The following is a 19,565-nucleotide window of genomic DNA, read 5'->3' on the forward strand; positions in this document are numbered from 1 at the left end:
TTGCCGGTCGTGACCATCCGGCTTCCGCTCTTTCCGCTCAACTCGGTGCTGTTCCCCGGCCTCGTACTGCCGCTGAACGTCTTCGAGGAGCGCTATCGCGCCATGATGCGCGACCTGCTCAAGACCCCCGAGGAGGAGCCGCGCCAGTTCGTCGTCGTCGCCATCCGCGACGGCCTGGAGGTGGCGCCGAGCGCGCCCGGCCTCCCCGACCAGACCGCGCTGCCCGAGCACGGCCCCGCCGCCGGCTTCGGCGACGACCCGCTCAAGGCCTTCCACGCCGTCGGCTGCGTGGCGGACGCCGCGACGATCAGGGAGCGCGCCGACGGCGGCTTCGAGGTGCTGGCCACCGGTACGACGCGCGTGCGCGTCGTGTCGATCGAGGCTTCCGGGGCCTACCTGACCGCCGAGGTCGAGGAGGTGCCGGAGGAGCTGGGCGAGGGGGCGGGCACGCTCGCCGACGGGGTCCTGCGCGCCTTCCGCTCCTATCAGAAGCGGCTGGCCGGGGCGCGGGAGCGGTCGCTGACGACGGGCGCCGAGCTGCCGGACGAGCCGTCCGTGGTCTCGTATCTGGTGGCCGCCGCGGCGGTCCTGGACACCCCGACGAAGCAGCGGCTCCTGGAGGCGCCGGACACCGCCTCGCGGCTGCGCGACGAGCTGGGGCTGCTGCGCGCGGAGACCGCGATCATCCGCAATCTGCCGTCGCTGCCCGCGACGGAGCTGACGCGCGGGACGACCAGCCTCAACTGATCCACGGCCGAGCGAGGTAAGGCGAGCACCTTGGCGAAGAAGCAGAAGAAGCAGGCGGCCGGCACCCCGGCGACGGTGGCGCTCACCGCGGCGGGCACCGCCTTCACGGTGCACTCCTACGAGCACGACCCCGCCCGGACCTCGTACGGCGAGGAGGCCGCGCAGGCCATGGGCGTCCCGCCCGACCGCGTGTTCAAGACCCTGGTCGCGGAGGTGGACGGCGAGCTGACCGTGGCCGTGGTGCCGGTCGCGGGTTCCCTGGACCTGAAGGCGCTGGCCGCCGCGGTGCACGGCAAGCGCGCGGTGATGGCCGACCCGGCGGCCGCCGAACGCACCACGGGCTATGTGCGCGGCGGCATCTCCCCGCTGGGCCAGCGCAAGAAGCTGCGCACGGTCCTGGACGACTCGGCGACGGCCCACGCCACCATCCATGTCTCCGCGGGCCGTCGCGGCCTGGAGGTCGAGCTGGCGCCGGACGACCTGGCGAAGCTCACGGAAGCGGTGCTCGCGCCCATCGGCAGGGCGTGAGGCCGCCGCCTGCCCGTACGACGTGACAGTCCCGCGAAGAAGCGCGGGGCCGGCCACGGCAGGCGCCCCGCCTAGGCCGGCGGGTACGGGTCCGGGTACGGGTCCGGGTACGGGTCCGGGTCGCGCGGTCCGAACAGGGCGGTGAGGCCGAGGTGGACGGCCAGCGCGGCCACCGGCCAGGTGAGGAGAGTGCCCTTGGCCTTGAGTTGCAGGGGCGCGTTGAAGACGACGCCCTTGCCGACGGCCTTGGCGTGCGCGACGACGTCCGTGTCGGGTCCGAGCAGACCCCCGAGCTTCCAGGCCAGCAGGGCGCCCAGCAGGCTGCCCACCGCGAGCCCCGCGACCATCGGGACGCCCCCGCTCCTGCGCACCAGGAAGGCCACGACGCCACTGACGGCGCCGAAGGCGAGCGAGAGCAGAGTGAACGTTCCGTCGACACCGATCGCCTGCTCGCCCTCGGTGTCCTTGAGGTACACCGCCTCGCCGTCCGAGATGAGCGGGATGCGCGGCGCCATCCAGATCCACAGCGCACCGAGCACCAGGCCGCCGAGAGCCACCAGGACCATGATCGCCGCGGACTGCAGCAGTTCCTTCTTCATGCCGGGCCCGTCCTCCTCGTGACCGTACGGGGGCAGCGCTCCGTACGGCTGCGCGGGTACCTGCCAGGGGTCGTGCGCGGGTCGGTCGTGCGGCGGTTGGGAGGGAGTCAGCGGTGCGGTCACCCACACATCGTGCCAGTACTCCCTGTGCGGCGCGTCACCGGACGGCCGCCCGGCGGTACGCCCACGTGGCGGCCGCGAGCGAGGCGACGCCGACCCCCGCGCAGACCGCCAGATCGAGGGCGACGACGGCCCAGTCCGGGTTTGGATCGAACGTACGGGCGAAGGCCTCCACTCCGTACGTGGACGGCAGCAGGTCGCGCGCGTACTGGAGCAGCGTGGGCATCCGCTCGGCGGGCAGCACGCCGAGCAGCAGCGCCGCCGACATGCCCAGCTGGCCGAGGAGGGTGGCCAGTTCGGGCCGCGGCGCGAGCAGCCCCAGCGCGGCACCGAGGCCCGCGAGGGCGGCGCCGGCCAGCGGGATCACCGCGACGAGCACCCACAGGTGGGTCAGCGGCAGCCCGAAGAGCCCGCATCCGACGACCGCCGTGACGAGGGTGCCGGGCACCGTGAAGGAGGCGTACGCGGCCGCCGCGCCCAGCACCACGGAGGCGGGCGGCACGGGCAGCGTGGCGTAGTGGTCGAGCCCGCCGTCGGCGCGGAGCCGGCCGAAGTACTGCGCGAGGAGGTTGAGCGCGACGAACGCGACGACGAGCACGGAGGACCCGGCGACGACCGCGCGGGCCTCGCCGCCGCCGTCGACGACGCCGCGCATCAGGATCATGATGCCGATGGACTGGAAGGTCGCCACGAAGAGCAGCGGCATCCGGGCGACCCGCGCGCGCGAGAGCTGGGCCCGGTAGACGGCGGCGAGCGCCGGCAGCAGCCGGGCGCGCGGCCCGAGCACCGCGGACCCTTCGACGTCCTGCCCCGCGTGCGCACTGTCGCCCCGCACGGCAACCTCCAGAGGAACCGCGCTCACCAAACACCCTTCCCACACAGAGCCGCGCCCCTAAGGGCCCCTACCCCGCGACCCACCGCGGGCAAAACCCACCCCACCCCCGCCGGGCGACCCGACGCGGACAAAATCCGACCCGTCCCCGCCCGGCGACCCGCCGCGGGCAAAACCCGACCCGTCCCCGCCCGGCGACCCGACACGGGCAAGACCCGACCCACCCCCGCCCGGCGACCCGACACGGGCAAGACCCGACCCACCCCCGCCGGGCGACCCGACGCGGGCAAGACCCGACCCACCCCCGCCCGGCGACCCGACGCCGGGTAAACGGGTGGGTGGGTGGGAGACATCCGCCGCGAAGCGGCGGCACAGCCAGACCCCCACGAACCCGCACAAGAACCCACAGCCGAACCAGAACCCGAAGCCACCGTCACGCCTTCACCAGCCCCCGCCCACTCCCACCCAACGCGAGATAGACGTCCTCAAGACTGGCCGTGGCCACGGTGAAGTCATCCAAGGCCCCAAAGGCGACCCCGCCAGTAACCGCCGCGACAGCCGCCCGAGCCTCATCGGGCGCGAGCCGCAAGGACCACCGCCGCCCCGTCTCGACGGCGAGGGAGCGGAGCGCGGCCACCTCGGGGACGCCGATCGGCGCTCGCTCCCGCCACACCAGCTCCACCCGCACCTCGTCGGCGACCTTCTCCTTGAGCCCGGCCGGGGTGTCGCAGGCGATGACCCGCCCCCGGTCGAGGACGGCGACCCGGTCAAGGACGGTCTCCGCCTCGATGACGTTGTGCGTGACGAGCAGCACCGTCGTCCCCCGCTCGGCCCGGCGCCGGTCGATCGCCGCCCACACGGCACGCCGCGCGACGGGGTCCATCCCGGTGGTCGGCTCGTCCAGGACGAGCAGCGGCCGCTCCCCCACCAGCGCGGTGGCGAAGCAGGCGAGCCGCCGCTGCCCGCCGGAGAGCTTCTTCAGCGGCCGTGAGGCCAGCCCCGTGAGCGCCAGCTCCGTCAGGACCGCGTCCCGCTCGGCCCGCGCCCGGCGCACGTCGAGCCCGCGCAGCCGCGCGGTCGTCTCGACGGCGAGCGACACCGTCAGCTCGTCCAGCGCGGTGGACTCCTGCCCGAGGTAGGCGAGGATCCGCGCGGCCCGCTCGGGGTGGCGCACGATGTCGTGCCCGAGGATGTCGACGGCGCCGCTGTCGGGCCGCATGAGCCCGGTCAGCTGGCGTACGAGGGTGGATTTGCCGGCGCCGTTGGGGCCGAGCAGACCGAAGATCTCGCCGCGCCGCACCGTGAGGCAGATGCCGTCGCTGGCGCGGACCTCGGGCGTCGCGGGCCTGCCGCGCCTCCCACGGGCCGCGGGGTAGGTCTTGACCAGGTCGCGCACCGCGCAGACGGCGTCGCTGCCGTGTTCCTGACGGAGTCCCTGTCGGACTGCCGGTGCCGGGCGCGTACTCACGAAGGACGAGCCTACGGGGTCCACGGGGCGAGATGACGCCCGGGGCGCCCCGTACGCCCCGTATCAGTCACCTGCCCGGTCCCCCGCGGGCGCGTGCTCGGTGGCCGTCCGCCCGTCGATCTCCCGCCAGAAGCCGGCCCGGATCGCGTACCGGTCGTGCTCGTCGATCTGGTCGTCCTTGTGGGCGAGCAGGCCGAACCGCGCGGCGTAGCGCAGCAGCTCGCCGTCGATGCGGTGCGGGATGCGCGGGTACATCGTGGACAGTTTCTGGAGGTTGTGCTGTTCGGGGAGGCGGGCCGTCCAGCGCCGGGCGAACACCTGTCCGACCTCGTAGGGGTCGCCGCCGACGGTGGTGATGTCCTCCTCGCGGTCGGCCCAGCGCTGCTCGGCGGTGGTCAGCTGGGCGAGGGTCGGCAGGGCGGCGGCCTCGGGGCCCTCGGGGGCGCCGCCGGGCCGCTCGACCCAGCCCTTGTCGGAGGACCACCGCAGCGTCGCGTTCGTGGGGTGCTGCGCGGTCTGGGTGCCGGGGCCGCGCAGGGCGGCCAGGTCCTTGGGGGTGGGCACGCCCTTGCCGGAGGGGCCGCGGTGCTCGCCGGGTTCCCGGCCGTTGGAGGGGGTGTCGCCATTGGGGGCGGGGGTGGTGGTCGCCTCCTCCTCGGCGCGCTGGGCGGCGGCGGCGAGGGCGGACTCCGGGAGCGGCGCGGAGAGGATCGCGGCGATCTCGGGGCGCGGCGCGGGCGGCGGGGCGCCGCAGATGCCGGAGAGTTCCTTGGGGCGTACCGCCTTGGTGATCCACGCCCGGTCGAGCACGCGCCGCTCGTCGGCCTCGGCGACCAGGTCCTCGGACTGGTTGTAGTCGCCGTCGGCGGCCTGGACGGCCCACAGGTGGACGGCGACGCCGTGCTCCTTGGCGGCCATCATGCCCGGCAGCAGGTCGCCGTCGCCGGTCACGAGCACGATGTCGGAACAGGCGCGGTTGCGGGCCAGCTCGGTCAGCTCGGCGTGCATGGCGGCGTCCACGCCCTTTTGCGCCCATCGCCCGTCGCTGCGGGTCAGGGCGCCGAGCCGGACGGTGACGCGCGGCATGACGCGCAGGCGCCGGTGCTCGGGCTGGGGCACGCGGTCGGGTGCCCCGTCGAACCAGTAGATGCGCAGCAGCGGGCGCTCGGTGTCGGCTTCCGCGCGTTCGCGCAGCCCCCGGATCAGGGCGGAGTGGTCGACGGTGATCCGGGACCTGGAGGGTTCCCCCGCGAGGAGACTCGCGGCGGCACCCAGCAGATACCCGGCGTCCACCAGGACGATGCAGCGGTCCACGCGATCCACCCTCTTTCCCTGGAGGTTCTCCGGCCTTCGGCGGAAGTCCCTGAAAAGTGCCCGGAGGTTCCTGGACGTTCCCTCGATGGCCCACGAACACACCCTGTGACGGAAACGAGTCAGGAGTGCGGGTGCGGGGCCGCCTCGGGTTCGCTTCGAGTCTGCCCGACCCGGCGGAGGTTAACGGCCGGAACTCGATCTTCGGCGTGGCGTATGGGCGCATCTCGCGGAGGCGGACCTTATTACACACGGTAATTGCCCGAAATGCGCGGCTTGTCGACGTATGTGAACCTGATCGCGTCATGGCCCCCAGGTCCCCCTCAGGAGGAAGATCACCATGGCCAAGAACAAGAATCGCAAGCAGGGCAGCCAGGAGAACCGCGCCTCGGCGGCCGAGCGGGCATCGGAGCAGGCCAAGTCGGCCGCCGTCGAGGCCCAGTCGCCGATGGAGACGCAGGCTCAGGGCAGCCCCGCTGATGTTGCCCGTAAGCACCAGCGCCGCTTCGGCCACAACTGACGCACGGCGAGGCACACATGAGGGGCGCACCCGCGCGGGTGCGCCCCTCATGCTCTGCCGAGTCCCGGCTCAGCCCGCCAGGCAGGACGGGCCGAGCAACACCTTCAGATCGCCGAAGAGGGCCGGGTCCGGCTTCACGCGGTGCCGGTCGAGCCGCAGCACGGTGGTCTTCTGCGCCCCCTGGAGCTTGATCCGCACCTCGCTGTTGCCGCGGTGGTGGCTGAGGACCTCACCGAGGCGGGTCACCATCGGCGGGCTCACCTTGACGGTCGGGATGGTGATCACCACGGGCGCGTTGGTGCCCGCGTTCGACAGGTCGGGGACCTGGAGCTCCATCGCGACGAGCCGCGGCACGTCCTCGCGCTTGTCGAGGCGCCCCTTGACGAAGACGACCGCGTCCTCCACGAGTTGGGTCGACACCAGCTGGTAGGTCGCCGGGAAGAACATGCACTCGATGGAGCCCGCGAGGTCCTCCACCGTGGCGATGGCCCAGGCGTTGCCCTGCTTGGTCATCTTGCGCTGGAGGCCCGAGATGATGCCGCCGATGGTGACCACCGACCCGTCGGAGAAGTCGCCCCCGGTGAGCTGCCCGATGCCCGCGTCGGCCTTGTCGGACAGAACGTGCTCCAGGCCGAAGAGGGGGTGGTCGGAGACGTACAGGCCGAGCATCTCCCGCTCCTGGGCGAGCAGGTAGGTCTTCTCCCACTCGTCCTCGGAGAACTCCACGTCGAGCCCGAAGCCCGGCTCGTCGCCGGCGCTCTCGTCGCCCATCCCGCCGAAGAGGTCGAACTGGCCCTCGGCTTCCTTCCTCTTGACCGCCACGACGTTGTCGATCATCGGTTCGTACTGCGCGGTCAGGCCCTTGCGGGTGTGCCCCATCGTGTCGAACGCGCCCGCCTTGATGAGCGATTCAGTGGTGCGCTTGTTGCAGGCGGCCGCCTCGACCTTGTCGAGGTAGTCGGGGAACGAGGTGAACTTCCCCTTCGCCTTGCGCGAGCGGATGATCGACTCCACCACGTTCGTACCGACGTTGCGGACGGCCTCCAGGCCGAAGAGGATCACGTCGTCGCCCTGGGCGGCGAAGTTGTGCACGGACTCGTTCACGTTCGGCGGGAGCACCTTGATGCCCATGCGCCGGCACTCGTTCAGATAGACGGCCGACTTGTCCTTGTCGTCCTTCACCGAGGTGAGCAGCGCGGCCATGTACTCGGCCGGGTAGTTCGCCTTCAGGTAGGCGGTCCAGTAGGTGACCAGGCCGTACGCGGAGGAGTGCGCCTTGTTGAACGCGTAGCCGGCGAAGGGGACCAGGACGTCCCACAGGGCCTGGATGGCCTCGTCGGAGTAGCCGTTCTTCCGGGCGCCCGCCTGGAAGAGGACGAAGTTCTTCTCCAGCTCTTCGGGCTTCTTCTTGCCCATCACGCGGCGCAGGATGTCGGCCTCGCCGAGGCTGTAGCCCGCGACGATCTGGGCGGCCTTCTGCACCTGCTCCTGGTACACGATGAGGCCGTAGGTCAGGCCCAGCGTCTCCTTCAGGGGCTCTTCGAGCTCCGGGTGGATCGGCGTGATCTCCTGGCGGCCGTTCTTGCGCTCGGCGTAGTTCGTGTGCGAGTTCATGCCCATCGGGCCCGGCCGGTACAGGGCCGAGACGGCGGAGATGTCCTCGAAGTTGTCGGGCTGCATCTGGCGCAGCAGGGAGCGCATCGGGCCGCCGTCGAACTGGAAGACGCCGAGCGTGTCGCCGCGGCAGAGCAGTTCGAAGGTCTTCGGGTCGTCGAGCGGCAGGGAGAGCATCTCCAGCTCGACGCCCTTGTTCGCCTTCACCATCTTGACGGCGTCGTCCATGATGGTGAGGTTGCGCAGGCCCAGGAAGTCCATCTTGAGCAGGCCGAGCGACTCGCACTGGGGGTAGTCCCACTGCGTGATCGTCACGCCGTCGGTGTGCCGCACCCAGATCGGCGCGTGGTCCACGATCGGCTCGCTGGACATGATCACGCCGGCCGCGTGCACACCCATCTGCCGGACCAGGCCCTCGACACCCTTGGCGGTGTCGATGACCTTCTTCACGTCCGGCTCGTTCTCGTACATCCCCCGGATCTCGCCCGCCTCGCTGTAGCGCGGGTGCTTGGGGTCGGTGATGCCGGAGAGGTCGATGCCCTTGCCGAGGACGTCGGCGGGCATCGCCTTGGTCAGGCGGTCGCCCATCGCGTACGGATATCCGAGCACGCGCGCGGAGTCCTTGATGGCGTTCTTCGCCTTGATCTTTCCGTACGTGCCGATCATGGCGACCTTGTCGGCGCCGTACTTCTCCGTCACGTACCTGATCACCTCGACGCGCCTGCGCTCGTCGAAGTCGATGTCGACGTCGGGCATGGAGACGCGCTCGGGGTTGAGGAACCGCTCGAAGATCAGGCCGTGCGTGATCGGGTCGAGGTCGGTGATGCCCATGGCGTACGCGACGATCGAGCCGGCCGCGGAGCCTCGGCCGGGGCCCACCGCGATGCCGTTGTTCTTGGCCCACATGATGAAGTCCGCGACGACCAGGAAGTACCCCGGGAACCCCATCTGGATGATGATGTCCATCTCGTACTCGGCCTGCTTCTGGCGGTCCTCGGGGATGCCGTCCGGGTAGCGGCGCTCCATGCCGCGGCGGACCTCCTCCTGGAACCAGGTGACCTCGGTGAAGCCCTCGGGGATGTCGAACTTCGGCATCAGGTCGCGCTTTTCGAACATGCCCGTGGTGTCGATCTGCTCGGCGACCAGGAGCGTGTTGCGGCAGCCCTCCTGCCAGGCGTCCGAGGAGTCGATGGCGTACATCTCGTCGGTCGACTTCAGGTAGTAGCCGGTGCCGTCGAAGCGGAAGCGGTCCGGGTCCGAGAGGTTCTTGCCGGTCTGGATGCACAGCAGGGCGTCGTGGGCGGTCGACTCGTGCGCGTACGTGTAGTGCGAGTCGTTCGTCACCAGGGGCGGGATGCCGAGCTTCTTGCCGATCTTTAGCAGGTCGTCGCGGACCCGGCGCTCGATCTCGATGCCGTGGTCCATCAGCTCCAGGAAGTACCGGTCCTTGCCGAAGATGTCCTGGTACTCCGCGGCGGACTTCAGCGCCTCGTCGAACTGGCCGAGCCGCAGCCTGGTCTGCAACTCACCCGAGGGGCAGCCGGTGGAGGCGATCAGCCCCTGTGACCACTGGGAGATCGTCTCCTTGTCCATGCGGGGCCACTTCTGGAGCCAGCCCTCCGCGTACGCGTCCGAGGAGAGCCGGAAGAGGTTGTGCAGACCCGTCTTGTTCGCCGCCCAGATCGTCTTGTGGGTGTAACCACCCGAACCGGACACGTCGTCCCGCTTCTGGTGCGGCTGGCCCCACTGGATCTTCCGCTTGTTGCGCCGCGACTCCGGCGCCACGTACGCCTCGATCCCGATGATCGGCGTCACGCCCGCCTTCTGCGCCGAGTGGAAGAAGTCGTACGCCCCGTGGAGGTTGCCGTGGTCGGACATGGCGATGTGCGTCATGCCCATCTCATTGCACGCGTTGAACATGTCCTTGAGCCGCGCGGCACCGTCAAGCAGCGAGTACTGGGTGTGCACGTGCAGGTGCGTGAAGGGCGGCTTGGTCACGGTGGGAGGCCTCCGGGAAACGGTCGGTGAAGGGCTGCGGGCGGTCCGGGGGGACAGCGGGGAAGTCTAGTCCGCGGCAGTGACAGCCGACGGGCACTCGGGGGTACCGTCGTGCGTTGGACCGGTCGGGAACCTGTCCCAAATGTCACCGCCCCACCCCGCACCAGGAGGCACCCCGCGATGTCCGTCCCGCAGCCCACGGCCGATGAGCGCGGCGAGCAGATCCTCGCCGTCTTCGGCACCGCGTTCGGCGAGCTGCTTGCCGCGGACCCCGCCGCTTTCCGCGTGAAGTTCCGGAAGATGGCCTCCTCCGCCTTCGCGTTCTACCGCGGCACGGCCTGCCTGTTCTACGCCGACCTGGAGCGCGAGCAGCACGGCGGGCCGTACCTGGACGAGCGCACGGGCCGGGTGTGGATCCACGGCGACCTGCACGCCGAGAACTTCGGCACGTACATGGACGCCCAGGGCCGTCTGATCTTCAACGTGAACGACTTCGACGAGGCCTACGTCGGCCCGTTCACCTGGGACCTGAAGCGCCTCGCCGCCTCCCTGGCCCTGATCGGCTACTCCAAGGCGCTCAGCGACGAGCAGATCTCCGACCTGGTGCGGATATGCGCCGCGGCATACCGCGAGCGGATCCACGAGCTGGCGACGGGCGCCAAGAGCGACGAGGTGCCGCCCTTCACGCTGGACACCGCCCAGGGCCCCCTCCTGGACGCCCTGCGCGACGCGCGTTCTCTGACCCGGTTCGGGCTGCTCGACTCGATGACCGAGATCCGCGACTTCGAGCGCCGCTTCGCGCCCGGCGGCGGCTCCATCGAGCTGGACGCCGCCACCCGCTACAAGGTCCTCGCGGCCTTCGACGGCTATCTGGAGACGCTCCCGGACTCCTCGCTGACCCGCCCCGACTCCTACCGCGTCAAGGACGTCGTGGGCCGGCGCGGCATCGGCATCGGCTCCGCGGGCCTGCCCTCGTACAACATCCTCCTGGAGGGCAACAGCGACGCCCTGGAGAACGACGTCGTGATCTACCTCAAGCAGGCGCAGACCCCGGCGGTCTCGCGGCACATCACGGACCCGGCGGTGCGCGGCTACTTCCGGCACGAGGGGCACCGCACCGTCATCTCCCAGCGCGCCCTGCAGGCGCACGCCGACCCGTGGCTGGGCTGGACCGAGCTGGACGGCGCCGGGCAGCTCGTCGCCGAGGTGTCGCCGTACGCGGTCGACCTGGACTGGTCGGACATCGACGACCTGGAGGAGATCTCCCTGGTCGTCGCGGACCTCGGCCGCGCCACGGCCACGATGCACGCCGCGGCGGACGACGAGAGCGGCCACTCGGAGCTGGTGCCCTTCTCCACGGAGCGCGCCATCGACGCCGCGATCGCGGCCGACGAGGACGGCTTCGGGGACCTGCTCGTGGACTTCGCGCACAGCTACGGCGCGCGGGCGCGCGGCGACCACCAGATCTTCGTCGACCTGTTCCGCAACGGCGCCATCCCGGGCCTGTGAGCCCCCGCGGCCCGCTGCGGAACTCTTAGGGACCCTTTAGGGGCCGCCTACAGGAACTCGTGGCACACTCCTCCGCGATGGACATATCCGGGACCCGACTCAGAGCCGTGCGCGCGGCGCTGTTCACGGCACTCGTCGTGACGCTCTCCGCCGCGTCGCACGTGCTGCTGTCCCGGGCCCCCCTGCCGCCGGCCACCGTCGCGGCCATCGCCGCCGCCGTCTTCGTCCTGGCGTACGCCCTGGCGGGACGCGAGCGCGGCTACGGGCGGATCGCCGCCCTGCTGATCCCGTCCGAGCTGGCCGCCGACACGGTGTTCACCGCCGGGCAGCACGTCTGCTACGGCGAGGCGGGCGGCCCGGTGGCGGGCCCGCTGCGCTCCGTCGGCTTCGACGTGCTGTGCGGCGGCACGCCCGTCGGGACCCCGCTGGCCCGGATGACCGCCGACGGCCACGGCGGCGCCGCGGCGCTGCTCGCCGACGCCGAGCCGAGCGCCGCCTGGCTGCTGCTCGGAGCGCACGTCGCGGTGGGTCTGGTGGCGGCGGCCTGGCTGCGGCGCGGCGAGCGGGCGCTGGCCCAGCTGCTGCGCGCGGTCGCCGGGGCGACGTTCCGGCCGCTGCTGCGCGCGGTCGCCTCCGTGGGCGCCGCGCGTCCGCCCGAGCTGCGCCTGCCGCGCCCCGAGCGCCGGGCGCATGTGCCGCGCACGCGCCTGCTGGTGCACTGCGTGGGGCGGCGGGGGCCGCCGTGCTCGGCCGTCTTCGCCTGAGCACGACGCACCCCCACGCAGTTCACCCACACGGAGAAAAAGATCATGAGCCAGCGCAACAGCCAGGCCGCCAAGTCCGCCGCCCGTGAGCGGATCCGCCTCCAGCAGGAGGCCGAGCGCAAGCGCGAGAAGCGCAAGCGCGCGATGATCGTCGGTGTCTCGATCGTCGCGGTCCTCGCCATCGCCGGCGGCGTCGGCTACGCCGTGATGCAGTCCAACCAGCCCTCGAAGTGGGAGGAGGCCGCCGACGCGAAGGTGGTCGCCCCGGCGAACTCCTCGGGCACGGACGGCACCAAGGTCACGATCGGCGAGTCCGCCGCCAAGAACACGGTCCACCTGTACGAGGACCCGCGCTGCCCCGGTTGCGCCGCCATGGAGCAGTCCATCGGCGACGCGATCGACAAGGGCATGAAGGACGGCGACTACAAGCTGACCTTCACCATCGGGACGTTCCTCGACAACAACCTCTCCGGCGAGGGGTCGAAGAACGCCCTCAGCGCGCTCGGCGCCGCCCTGAACGTCAGCCCCGAGGCGTTCCTGGAGTACAAGACCGCCCTGTACTCGGCGAAGTACCACCCCTCGGAGTCCACCGACAAGTTCGCCAAGGACGAGTACCTGATCAAGGTGGCGAACACCGTGGACGCCCTCAAGAACAACAAGAAGTTCCAGAGCGCCGTCGAGAAGGGCACCTTCGACCCCTGGGCCCTGAAGATGAGCGACTCCTTCCAGTCGGCCGAGGGCGTCGAGTCCACCCCCACCATCAAGATCAACGACAAGGTCGTCGAGACGCCGAAGACCGACGACGCCTGGAAGGCCGCGCTGAAGAAGGCGGGCGTCACGAAGTAGCGGCAGGCCTTCGCACCCGCCCTGGCTGGAAGGGGGGCGAACCTGGCCGGTTCGCCACCCAAGTGGTTACCGATCAGTATCGTGATCGCCCGTGACCAGTCGAAACCAAGATCACCTGCCGCTCCACGCCCCGTCCCCGAGCCGCCGTACCGTCGTCAGGGCCGCGGCCGCCACCGCCGCCCTCGGCGCCTCGCTCACCACCGTCCCCGCGCACGCCGCGGACGGGCCGGCCTTCCACCACGGCGTCGCCTCCGGGGATCCGCTGCCCGACGGCGTCCTGCTGTGGACCCGGGTGACGCCCACGCCGGACGCCGTGCCCGGGTCGGGCAAGGGGCCCGACACCGAGGTGCGTTGGGAGATAGCCGAGGACAAGGGCTTCTCCAGAGTCGTCGGCCGCGGCAGCACCACGGCGCGGGCGGAGTCCGACCACACGGTCAAGGCCGATGTAAGGGGCTTGCTCCCTGCGACCACCTATTACTTCCGCTTCTCCGCGGGCGACGCCTCCCCGGTCCACTCCCCCGTGGGCCGCACCAGGACCACCCCCGCGTACGACGCCTCAGCGCACGGCGTCCGGTTCGGCGTGGTGTCCTGCGCCAACTGGGAGGCGGGCTACTTCTCGGCCTACCGCCACCTCGCGGCCCGCACCGAACTGGACGCGGTCCTGCATCTCGGCGACTACCTCTACGAGTACCGCAGCGGCGAGTACCCGGCCGCCGAGAACGTCGTACGCCCGCACGAACCCCGGCACGAGATCGTCACGCTCGCCGACTACCGCGTCCGGCACGGCCTGCACAAGACCGACCCCGACGCGCTGGCGATGCACGCCACGCACCCGGTCATCGCGATCTGGGACGACCACGAGTTCGCCGACAACGCCTGGTCGGGCGGCGCGGTGAACCACTCCGCCGGGACGGAGGGCCCCTGGGCGGCGCGCATGGCCGCGGCCAAGCAGGCCTACTTCGAGTGGATGCCCGTACGCCCCTCCACCGAGGGCACGGTCTACCGCCGCGTCCGCTTCGGCAAGCTGGCCGACCTGCACCTGCTCGACCTGCGCTCCTTCCGCTCCGAGCAGGCGAGCGCCGGCAGCGGCGCGGTGGACGACCCGGACCGCACGCTCACCGGCCGCGCGCAGCTCGACTGGCTCAAGTCGGGCCTCGCGGCCTCGGACGCCGTCTGGAAGCTGGTCGGCACCTCGGTGATGATCTCGCCGGTGGCCTTCGGCGCCCTGCCGGCGCACGTCCTCAAGCCCCTCGCCAAGCTGCTGGGCCTGCCCCAGGAGGGCCTCGCCGTCAACGTCGACCAATGGGACGGCTACACGGACGACCGCAGGGAACTCATCGGTCACCTGCGCGACAACGGCATCCGCAACACCGTCTTCCTGACCGGTGACATCCACATGGCGTGGGCGAACGACGTGCCGGTCAAGGCGGCCACGTATCCCCTGAGCCACTCCGCGGCCACGGAGTTCGTGGTCACCTCGGTGAGCTCCGACAACATCGACGACATGCTCCACGTCGCCCCGCACACGGTCTCCCGGGCGGCCGCGCTCGCCCTCGAGGCGGCCAACCGCCACGTGAAGTGGCTGGACATGGACTCGCACGGCTACGGCGTCCTGGACATCACCGCGGAGCGCTCGCAGATGGACTACTACGCCCTGTCCGACCGCACCGACCCCGCGGCGACCTCGTCCTGGCTGCGCTCGTACCGCACGCGCAGCGGCACGCAGAGGGTCGAGCGGGCGTACGAGCCCGTGCGCTGACCCACTGACGGCCCCCCTGGGAAGACGACGCCCCGACGGTCATCCCGTCAGTGCGTCACCGCGTCACAGCGTCTCCAGGAAGCCGATCGCCGTGCGCCACGTGTCCTCGGCGGCCGCCGCGTCGTAGTCGTCGAGGCCGGGGTCGGTGTAGAGGTGTCCCGCGCCCGGGTAGCGGTAGACCTCCACGTCGGCCCCGGCCCGGCCCATCCGCAGGTACCAGGCGCTGAGCCAGTCGTCCGTCTCGAACGGGTCGGGCTCCGCCACGTGCAGCTGCACCGGCAGCTCGTCCACGGACACGTTCTCCGCGATGTCGGACGTGCCGTGCAGGAGCAGCAGGCCGCGCGCCTTCTCGTCGCCGAGCGCGAGGGTCTGCGCGGTCGCGGCGCCCAGGGAGAAGCCCGCGTACACCAGGCCCCGCTCGGAGTAGGGGGCGGCGGCGAGGATCGCCCGCTTCAGGAGTTCGTCCTTGCCCAGCTCGTCCTGGAAGGCCCTTCCGTCCTCGACGTCGTCGAAGGTGCGTCCGCCGAACAGGTCCGGTGTCCAGACCTCGTGCCCCTCGGCGCGCAGCCGGTCCGCCGCCGCGTGGACCGCGGGCCGCAGCCCGTACGTCGAGTGGAAAAGCATGATGTTCATGGTGACATCGTGCCATCCGTCCCCGCCCCCTCCCGCCGAGGTCACGGGGGCCGTGCCGAGGGCGGCACCGAGTGCCCCTACCCTCGATGGCATGGAGAACGTACTGCGTCCGTTGATCGTGATCGGCGGCTCGGTCGTGCTCACAGTGGTGGTCGGCTGGTTGGTCGACTTCGCTTTGCGCAGGGCCGACGAACGGCATCACGAGACCCCGCTGTGGGGCCTGCTGCGCCGCTGCCGGGTGCCCTTCCACCTCGTCCTGTGGACCGCCCTGGTGAGAGGCTCCTACGGGCAGGCCGAGATCGCCAAGGACAACACGGCGGCCGTCGAGCGCGGCCTGTCCCTCATACTCATCGGCTCCACGGCCTGGCTGGTCGTGCGGATCGCCGCGGCGATAGTGGAGTCCTCCTACGCCCGCTACGCCGCGGTCCACCGCGACCCGGCCCGGGTCCGCAGGGTCCGTACGCAGGTGACGCTCATCCAGCGCGTCGTCTCCGCGATCGTCGGTGTCGTGGCGGTGGCCGCGATGCTGCTCACCTTCCCCGCCATGCAGGCGGCCGGCACCTCGCTGCTGGCCTCGGCGGGCATCCTCGGCATCGTCGCCGGTGTCGCCGCCCAGTCCACCCTCGGCAACCTCTTCGCGGGCCTGCAGATCGCCTTCGGCGACATGGTGCGCATAGGGGACACCGTCGTGGTGGACGGCGAGTGGGGCACCGTGGAGGAGATCACCCTGACCTTCCTCGCCGTACGCACCTGGGACGAGCGCCGGATCACGATGCCCGTGTCGTACTTCACGTCGAAGCCGTTCGAGAACTGGTCCCGCGGCGGCGCGCAGATGACCGGCACGGTCTTCTTCCACCTGGACCACTCGGCGCCGGTCCACCAGATGCGTGACAAGCTCCGGGACATCCTGCGCGACTGCGCGGCCTGGGACGGCCGGGACTGGGGTCTCGCCGTGACCGACACGACACCGAGCACCCTCCAGGTGCGTGCCCTGGTCACCGCCAAGGACGCCGACGACATCTGGACCGTCCGGGTCACCGTGCGCGAACAGCTGATCCAGTGGCTGACGGAACACCACCCGTACGCCCTGCCGAAGATCACCACGGCCTTGGCCCAGCCCACGCCGAACGGCCACCGCCCGCTGCACCTGACGTCGAAGGCGCCGCGGACCGGCCGCGGCTGACCCGCCGGGCCTCGCGGGCGGGGGTCAGCGCAGGCTGCGTACGTCGAGGTGGTGCAGCACCCGGTCGACGACCTCCGGGTCGGCGCCGGGCTCGCTGCGCGCGGCGAGGACCTCGTGGCGGGCGGCGGACATCATCTCGCGCTGGATGCGCTGGACGGCCTTCATGCGGTCCACGCGCTTGGCGTACCGCTCCCGCCGTTCCTCGTCGACCACGTCCGGGCTGATCCTCGCCCCGATGTCGAACGCGCCGCGCAGCAGCCGCTCGGAGATCTCCTCCGGGAGCTCCTCGACCTCCTCGATCTCCTTCAGGCGGCGCTTGGCGGCCTTGGCGGCGCGCACCGCGAGCGCCCGTTCCAGCTCCCGCTCCGCGTCGGTGTCGGCCCGCACCCCGAGCCTTCGCACCAGCCAGGGCAGCGTGAGCCCCTGGGCGACGAGCGTCGCCATGATCACGCAGAACGCGATGAAGATGATCTCGTCGCGGGCCGGGAACGGAGCCCCGTCGTCCGTCTTGAGCGGGATGGCGAGCGCCAGGGCCACCGACGCCACGCCGCGCATGCCGGCCCACCACATGACGACGGTCTCGCGCCAGGTCGTCGGGATGTCCTCGTCGTAGTCCCGGCGCTTGTGCAGGCGCTTGGCGAGCCAGGTCGCGGGCAGCAGCCACAGCAGCCGTACGCCGACGACGACCCCGACGACCGCCGCGCCCCAGCCGAACATCTCCCACTCGCGGCCGCTCGCGATGCCGAAGACGTTGTGCAGCTCCAGGCCGATGAGCCCGAACGCGGCGCCGGTGACCAGGGTGTCGACGATCTGCCAGAAGGTCTGCCCGGTGATGCGGCCGAGCACGTCGTCGGCGTCGACGGCGTTCTCCGCGAGGTAGAGCGCGGTGGTCAGGACGGCCAGCACCCCGGAGCCGAGCATCTCCTCGGCCAGCACATAGCCGACGAACGGCACGAGCAGCGTCAGGCCGGTCTGCAGGACGGCGTCGCCGAGCAGCCCCATGAGCTTGTTCGTCACCCAGCCGAGCGCGAGCCCGACGAGCACGGCCACCACGGCGGACAGCACCAGCTGCCCGGCGGCGGACGGCCAGGAGAACGTCCCGCTCACCGCCGCCGCGATCGCCACGTGGTAGAGCACGATCGCCGTGACGTCGTTGAACAGGCCCTCGCCCTCCAGGATCGACACGAGTCTGCGGGGCAGCCCCAGCGAGCCCGCCACGGCGGTCGCGGCGACGGGGTCCGGCGGCGCGACGAGCGCCCCGAGCGCGACGGCCGCGGCGATCGGCAGCCCGGGGACGATGGCGCTCGCCATCGCGGCGACGGCCGCCGTGGTCACGAAGACCAGCGCCACGGCGAGCAGGAAGATGGGCCGCCGGTTGGCCGCGAACTGGCGCCACGAGGTGCGCTGCACGGAGGCGTAGAGCAGCGGCGGCAGGATCAGCGGCAGGATGTAGTCGGGCGGGATCTCGACGTTCGGCACGAACGGCAGCAGGGCCATGCCGATCCCCGCCAGCGTCATCAGGATGGGCGCGGGCAGGCCGAGCCGCTCCCCCAAGGGGACGGTGACCACCGCTCCCAGCAGCAGGACGAGCAGCAGCGCCAGTTGATCCACGGTGCGCCCTCCGGGCGGTCGAGACTCCAACGATCAAGACTCAACCCTGCCACGCGGCGACGCCCGACGCGTTCAGCGCAGCGGCTTGCGCATGGCCCTATGTGGAATCCCGGCGTCGGGGAACTCCGGTCCGTACGCCTCGTACCCCAGGCGCTCGTAGAACCCCACGGCGTGGGTCTGGGCGTGCAGGTCGACCGCCGTCAGCCCACGCGCGCGTGCCGCGTCCTCGATGGCCCCGACGAGGGCCGCGCCGACACCGAGGCCGCGTGCGGTCGCCGTCACCGCGAGCCGGCCGAGCGCGCCCACCCCGGCGTCCCCGCCGTTCTTGGCGGCCGCCGCCTCGCCGGTCAGCAGCCGGCCCGTGCCGAGCGGGACGCCGTCCTCGTCCACGGCCAGGACGTGCACCGCTCCGGCGTCGTGGGCGTCGTACTCGATCTCCTCGGGCACCTGCTGCTCGGCGACGAAGACGGCCTTGCGGACCGCGAAACAGGCCTCCAGGTCGGCGGCCTCCCGCGCGACCCGGATCGTCACACCGGTCACGAACTCTCCGCCCGCACCCGGTCCAGCGCCTGCTGGAGGTCGTCGGGGTAGCCGCTCTCGTACTCCACCCACTGGCCGTCGCCCGGGTGCTCGAAGCCGAGCCGGACGGCGTGCAGCCACTGGCGGGTGAGGCCGAGCCGCTTGCCGAGCGTCGGGTCCGCGCCGTACGTCAGGTCACCCACGCAGGGGTGCCGGTGCGCGGACATGTGCACGCGGATCTGGTGGGTGCGGCCCGTCTCCAGCTTGATGTCGAGCAGGGAGGCGGCCCGGAAGGCCTCGATGAGGTCGTAGTGCGTGACGGAGGGCTTGCCCTCGGCCGTGACCGCCCACTTGTAGTCGTGGTTCGGGTGGCGGCCGATGGGGGCGTCGATGGTGCCGCTCATGGGGTCGGGGTGGCCCTGGACCAGCGCGTTGTAGCGCTTGTCGACCGTGCGCTCCTTGAACTGGCGCTTCAGCGAGGTGTACGCCCGCTCCGACTTGGCGACCACCATCAGGCCGGAGGTGCCCACGTCCAGGCGGTGCACGATGCCCTGGCGCTCGGCGGCACCGGAGGTCGAGACGCGGTACCCGGCGGCGGCGAGGCCGCCGATCACGGTGGTGCCGGTCCAGCCGGGGCTCGGGTGCGCGGCGACGCCGACCGGCTTGACGATCACGACGATGTCGTCGTCGTCGTGCACGATCTCCATGCCCTCCACGGGCTCGGCCACGACCTGCACCGGAGCGGGTGCCTGGGGCATCTCCACTTCCAGCCAGGCGCCGCCGTGCACCCGCTCGGACTTGCCGACCACCGAGCCGTCGACCGCGACCTTCCCCGCCGCGGCGAGCTCGGCGGCCTTCGTACGGGAGAAGCCGAACATGCGCGAGATGGCGGCGTCGACGCGCTCGCCCTCCAGGCCGTCCGGCACGGGCAGGGTGCGGATCTCGGGAATCGTGCTCACCCATTGAGTATGCAGGAGCCCACCGGCCCCCCGGCACCACGGGCC

The 19,565-nt window shown here is 71.5% G+C and carries 17 protein-coding genes; 8 read left to right on the forward strand and 9 right to left on the reverse strand.

What is annotated here, in order from left to right; translation table 11 throughout:
* On the forward strand, nt 1–747 hold the full coding sequence (locus tag ABZ385_RS12295) for an LON peptidase substrate-binding domain-containing protein (RefSeq protein WP_358583109.1): 747 nt from the start codon (nt 1–3) through the stop codon (nt 745–747).
* Between the two features lie 30 nt (nt 748–777).
* Entirely contained in the window at nt 778–1,275 is a 498-nt protein-coding gene (gene ybaK, locus ABZ385_RS12300; protein WP_358583111.1) for a Cys-tRNA(Pro) deacylase, read from the forward strand.
* Between the two features lie 71 nt (nt 1,276–1,346).
* Here the strand turns inward: ybaK and ABZ385_RS12305 are convergent, their stop codons facing one another.
* From ABZ385_RS12305 to ABZ385_RS12320, 4 genes are all read right to left on the reverse strand, one after another.
* A complete protein-coding gene (locus ABZ385_RS12305; RefSeq protein ID WP_358911228.1) occupies nt 1,347–1,997 on the reverse strand; it encodes a DUF2567 domain-containing protein in 651 nt (216 codons plus the stop codon).
* Between the two features lie 34 nt (nt 1,998–2,031).
* Nucleotides 2,032–2,829, reverse strand: a complete 798-nt coding sequence (locus ABZ385_RS12310) for an ABC transporter permease (RefSeq protein WP_358583125.1) — start codon at nt 2,827–2,829, stop codon at nt 2,032–2,034.
* Nucleotides 2,830–3,259: 430 nt separating this feature from the next.
* Nucleotides 3,260–4,222, reverse strand: coding sequence for an ABC transporter ATP-binding protein (locus ABZ385_RS12315; protein ID WP_358911374.1), 963 nt, complete (start codon nt 4,220–4,222; stop codon nt 3,260–3,262).
* A gap of 135 nt (nt 4,223–4,357) precedes the next feature.
* On the reverse strand, nt 4,358–5,608 hold the full coding sequence (locus tag ABZ385_RS12320; protein ID WP_358583113.1) for an NYN domain-containing protein: 1,251 nt from the start codon (nt 5,606–5,608) through the stop codon (nt 4,358–4,360).
* Between the two features lie 337 nt (nt 5,609–5,945).
* On the opposite strand from ABZ385_RS12320, the gene ABZ385_RS12325 reads away from it, so the two are divergent.
* Entirely contained in the window at nt 5,946–6,125 is a 180-nt protein-coding gene (locus ABZ385_RS12325; RefSeq protein ID WP_358583115.1) for a hypothetical protein, read from the forward strand.
* 69 nt (nt 6,126–6,194) lie between these two features.
* On the opposite strand, the gene dnaE is transcribed toward ABZ385_RS12325, so the two are convergent.
* A complete protein-coding gene (gene dnaE / locus ABZ385_RS12330) occupies nt 6,195–9,737 on the reverse strand; it encodes a DNA polymerase III subunit alpha (protein ID WP_358911229.1) in 3,543 nt (1,180 codons plus the stop codon).
* Between the two features lie 180 nt (nt 9,738–9,917).
* Between dnaE and ABZ385_RS12335 the strand changes: the two genes are divergently transcribed.
* The 4 genes from ABZ385_RS12335 (at nt 9,918) to ABZ385_RS12350 (ending at nt 14,615) form a co-directional block, all read left to right on the forward strand.
* Nucleotides 9,918–11,246 (forward strand): DUF2252 domain-containing protein, encoded by a 1,329-nt coding sequence (locus tag ABZ385_RS12335; RefSeq protein WP_358583118.1) that lies wholly within the window; start codon nt 9,918–9,920, stop codon nt 11,244–11,246.
* Between the two features lie 77 nt (nt 11,247–11,323).
* Nucleotides 11,324–12,010: a hypothetical protein gene (locus ABZ385_RS12340; RefSeq protein ID WP_358911231.1), complete on the forward strand. Its 687-nt coding sequence runs from the start codon at nt 11,324–11,326 to the stop codon at nt 12,008–12,010.
* A gap of 45 nt (nt 12,011–12,055) precedes the next feature.
* Nucleotides 12,056–12,856, forward strand: coding sequence for a DsbA family protein (locus tag ABZ385_RS12345; protein ID WP_358699041.1), 801 nt, complete (start codon nt 12,056–12,058; stop codon nt 12,854–12,856).
* Nucleotides 12,857–12,947: 91 nt separating this feature from the next.
* Nucleotides 12,948–14,615: an alkaline phosphatase D family protein gene (locus ABZ385_RS12350; protein ID WP_358911233.1), complete on the forward strand. Its 1,668-nt coding sequence runs from the start codon at nt 12,948–12,950 to the stop codon at nt 14,613–14,615.
* Between the two features lie 63 nt (nt 14,616–14,678).
* Here the strand turns inward: ABZ385_RS12350 and ABZ385_RS12355 are convergent, their stop codons facing one another.
* Nucleotides 14,679–15,248, reverse strand: coding sequence for a dienelactone hydrolase family protein (locus tag ABZ385_RS12355; protein WP_358584277.1), 570 nt, complete (start codon nt 15,246–15,248; stop codon nt 14,679–14,681).
* Nucleotides 15,249–15,339: 91 nt separating this feature from the next.
* Here ABZ385_RS12355 and ABZ385_RS12360 point away from each other — a divergent pair, with 91 nt between their 5' ends.
* A complete protein-coding gene (locus tag ABZ385_RS12360; protein WP_358699044.1) occupies nt 15,340–16,431 on the forward strand; it encodes a mechanosensitive ion channel domain-containing protein in 1,092 nt (363 codons plus the stop codon).
* A 24-nt stretch (nt 16,432–16,455) separates the two neighbouring features.
* Here ABZ385_RS12360 and ABZ385_RS12365 read toward each other — a convergent pair whose 3' ends face one another.
* The 3 genes from ABZ385_RS12365 to ABZ385_RS12375 form a co-directional block, all read right to left on the reverse strand.
* Nucleotides 16,456–18,042 (reverse strand): Na+/H+ antiporter, encoded by a 1,587-nt coding sequence (locus ABZ385_RS12365; protein ID WP_358911235.1) that lies wholly within the window; start codon nt 18,040–18,042, stop codon nt 16,456–16,458.
* A gap of 72 nt (nt 18,043–18,114) precedes the next feature.
* A complete protein-coding gene (locus ABZ385_RS12370) occupies nt 18,115–18,582 on the reverse strand; it encodes a GNAT family N-acetyltransferase (RefSeq protein ID WP_358584280.1) in 468 nt (155 codons plus the stop codon).
* Complete coding sequence (locus ABZ385_RS12375; protein WP_358584281.1) at nt 18,579–19,520, reverse strand: RluA family pseudouridine synthase; 942 nt, start codon at nt 19,518–19,520, stop codon at nt 18,579–18,581. Before ABZ385_RS12375 ends, ABZ385_RS12370 begins: the two co-directional genes overlap by 4 nt.
* Between the last annotated feature and the right edge of the window lie 45 nt (nt 19,521–19,565).

This window comes from Streptomyces sp. NPDC005898, assembly GCF_040629635.1.
Taxonomy (GTDB): domain Bacteria; phylum Actinomycetota; class Actinomycetes; order Streptomycetales; family Streptomycetaceae; genus Streptomyces.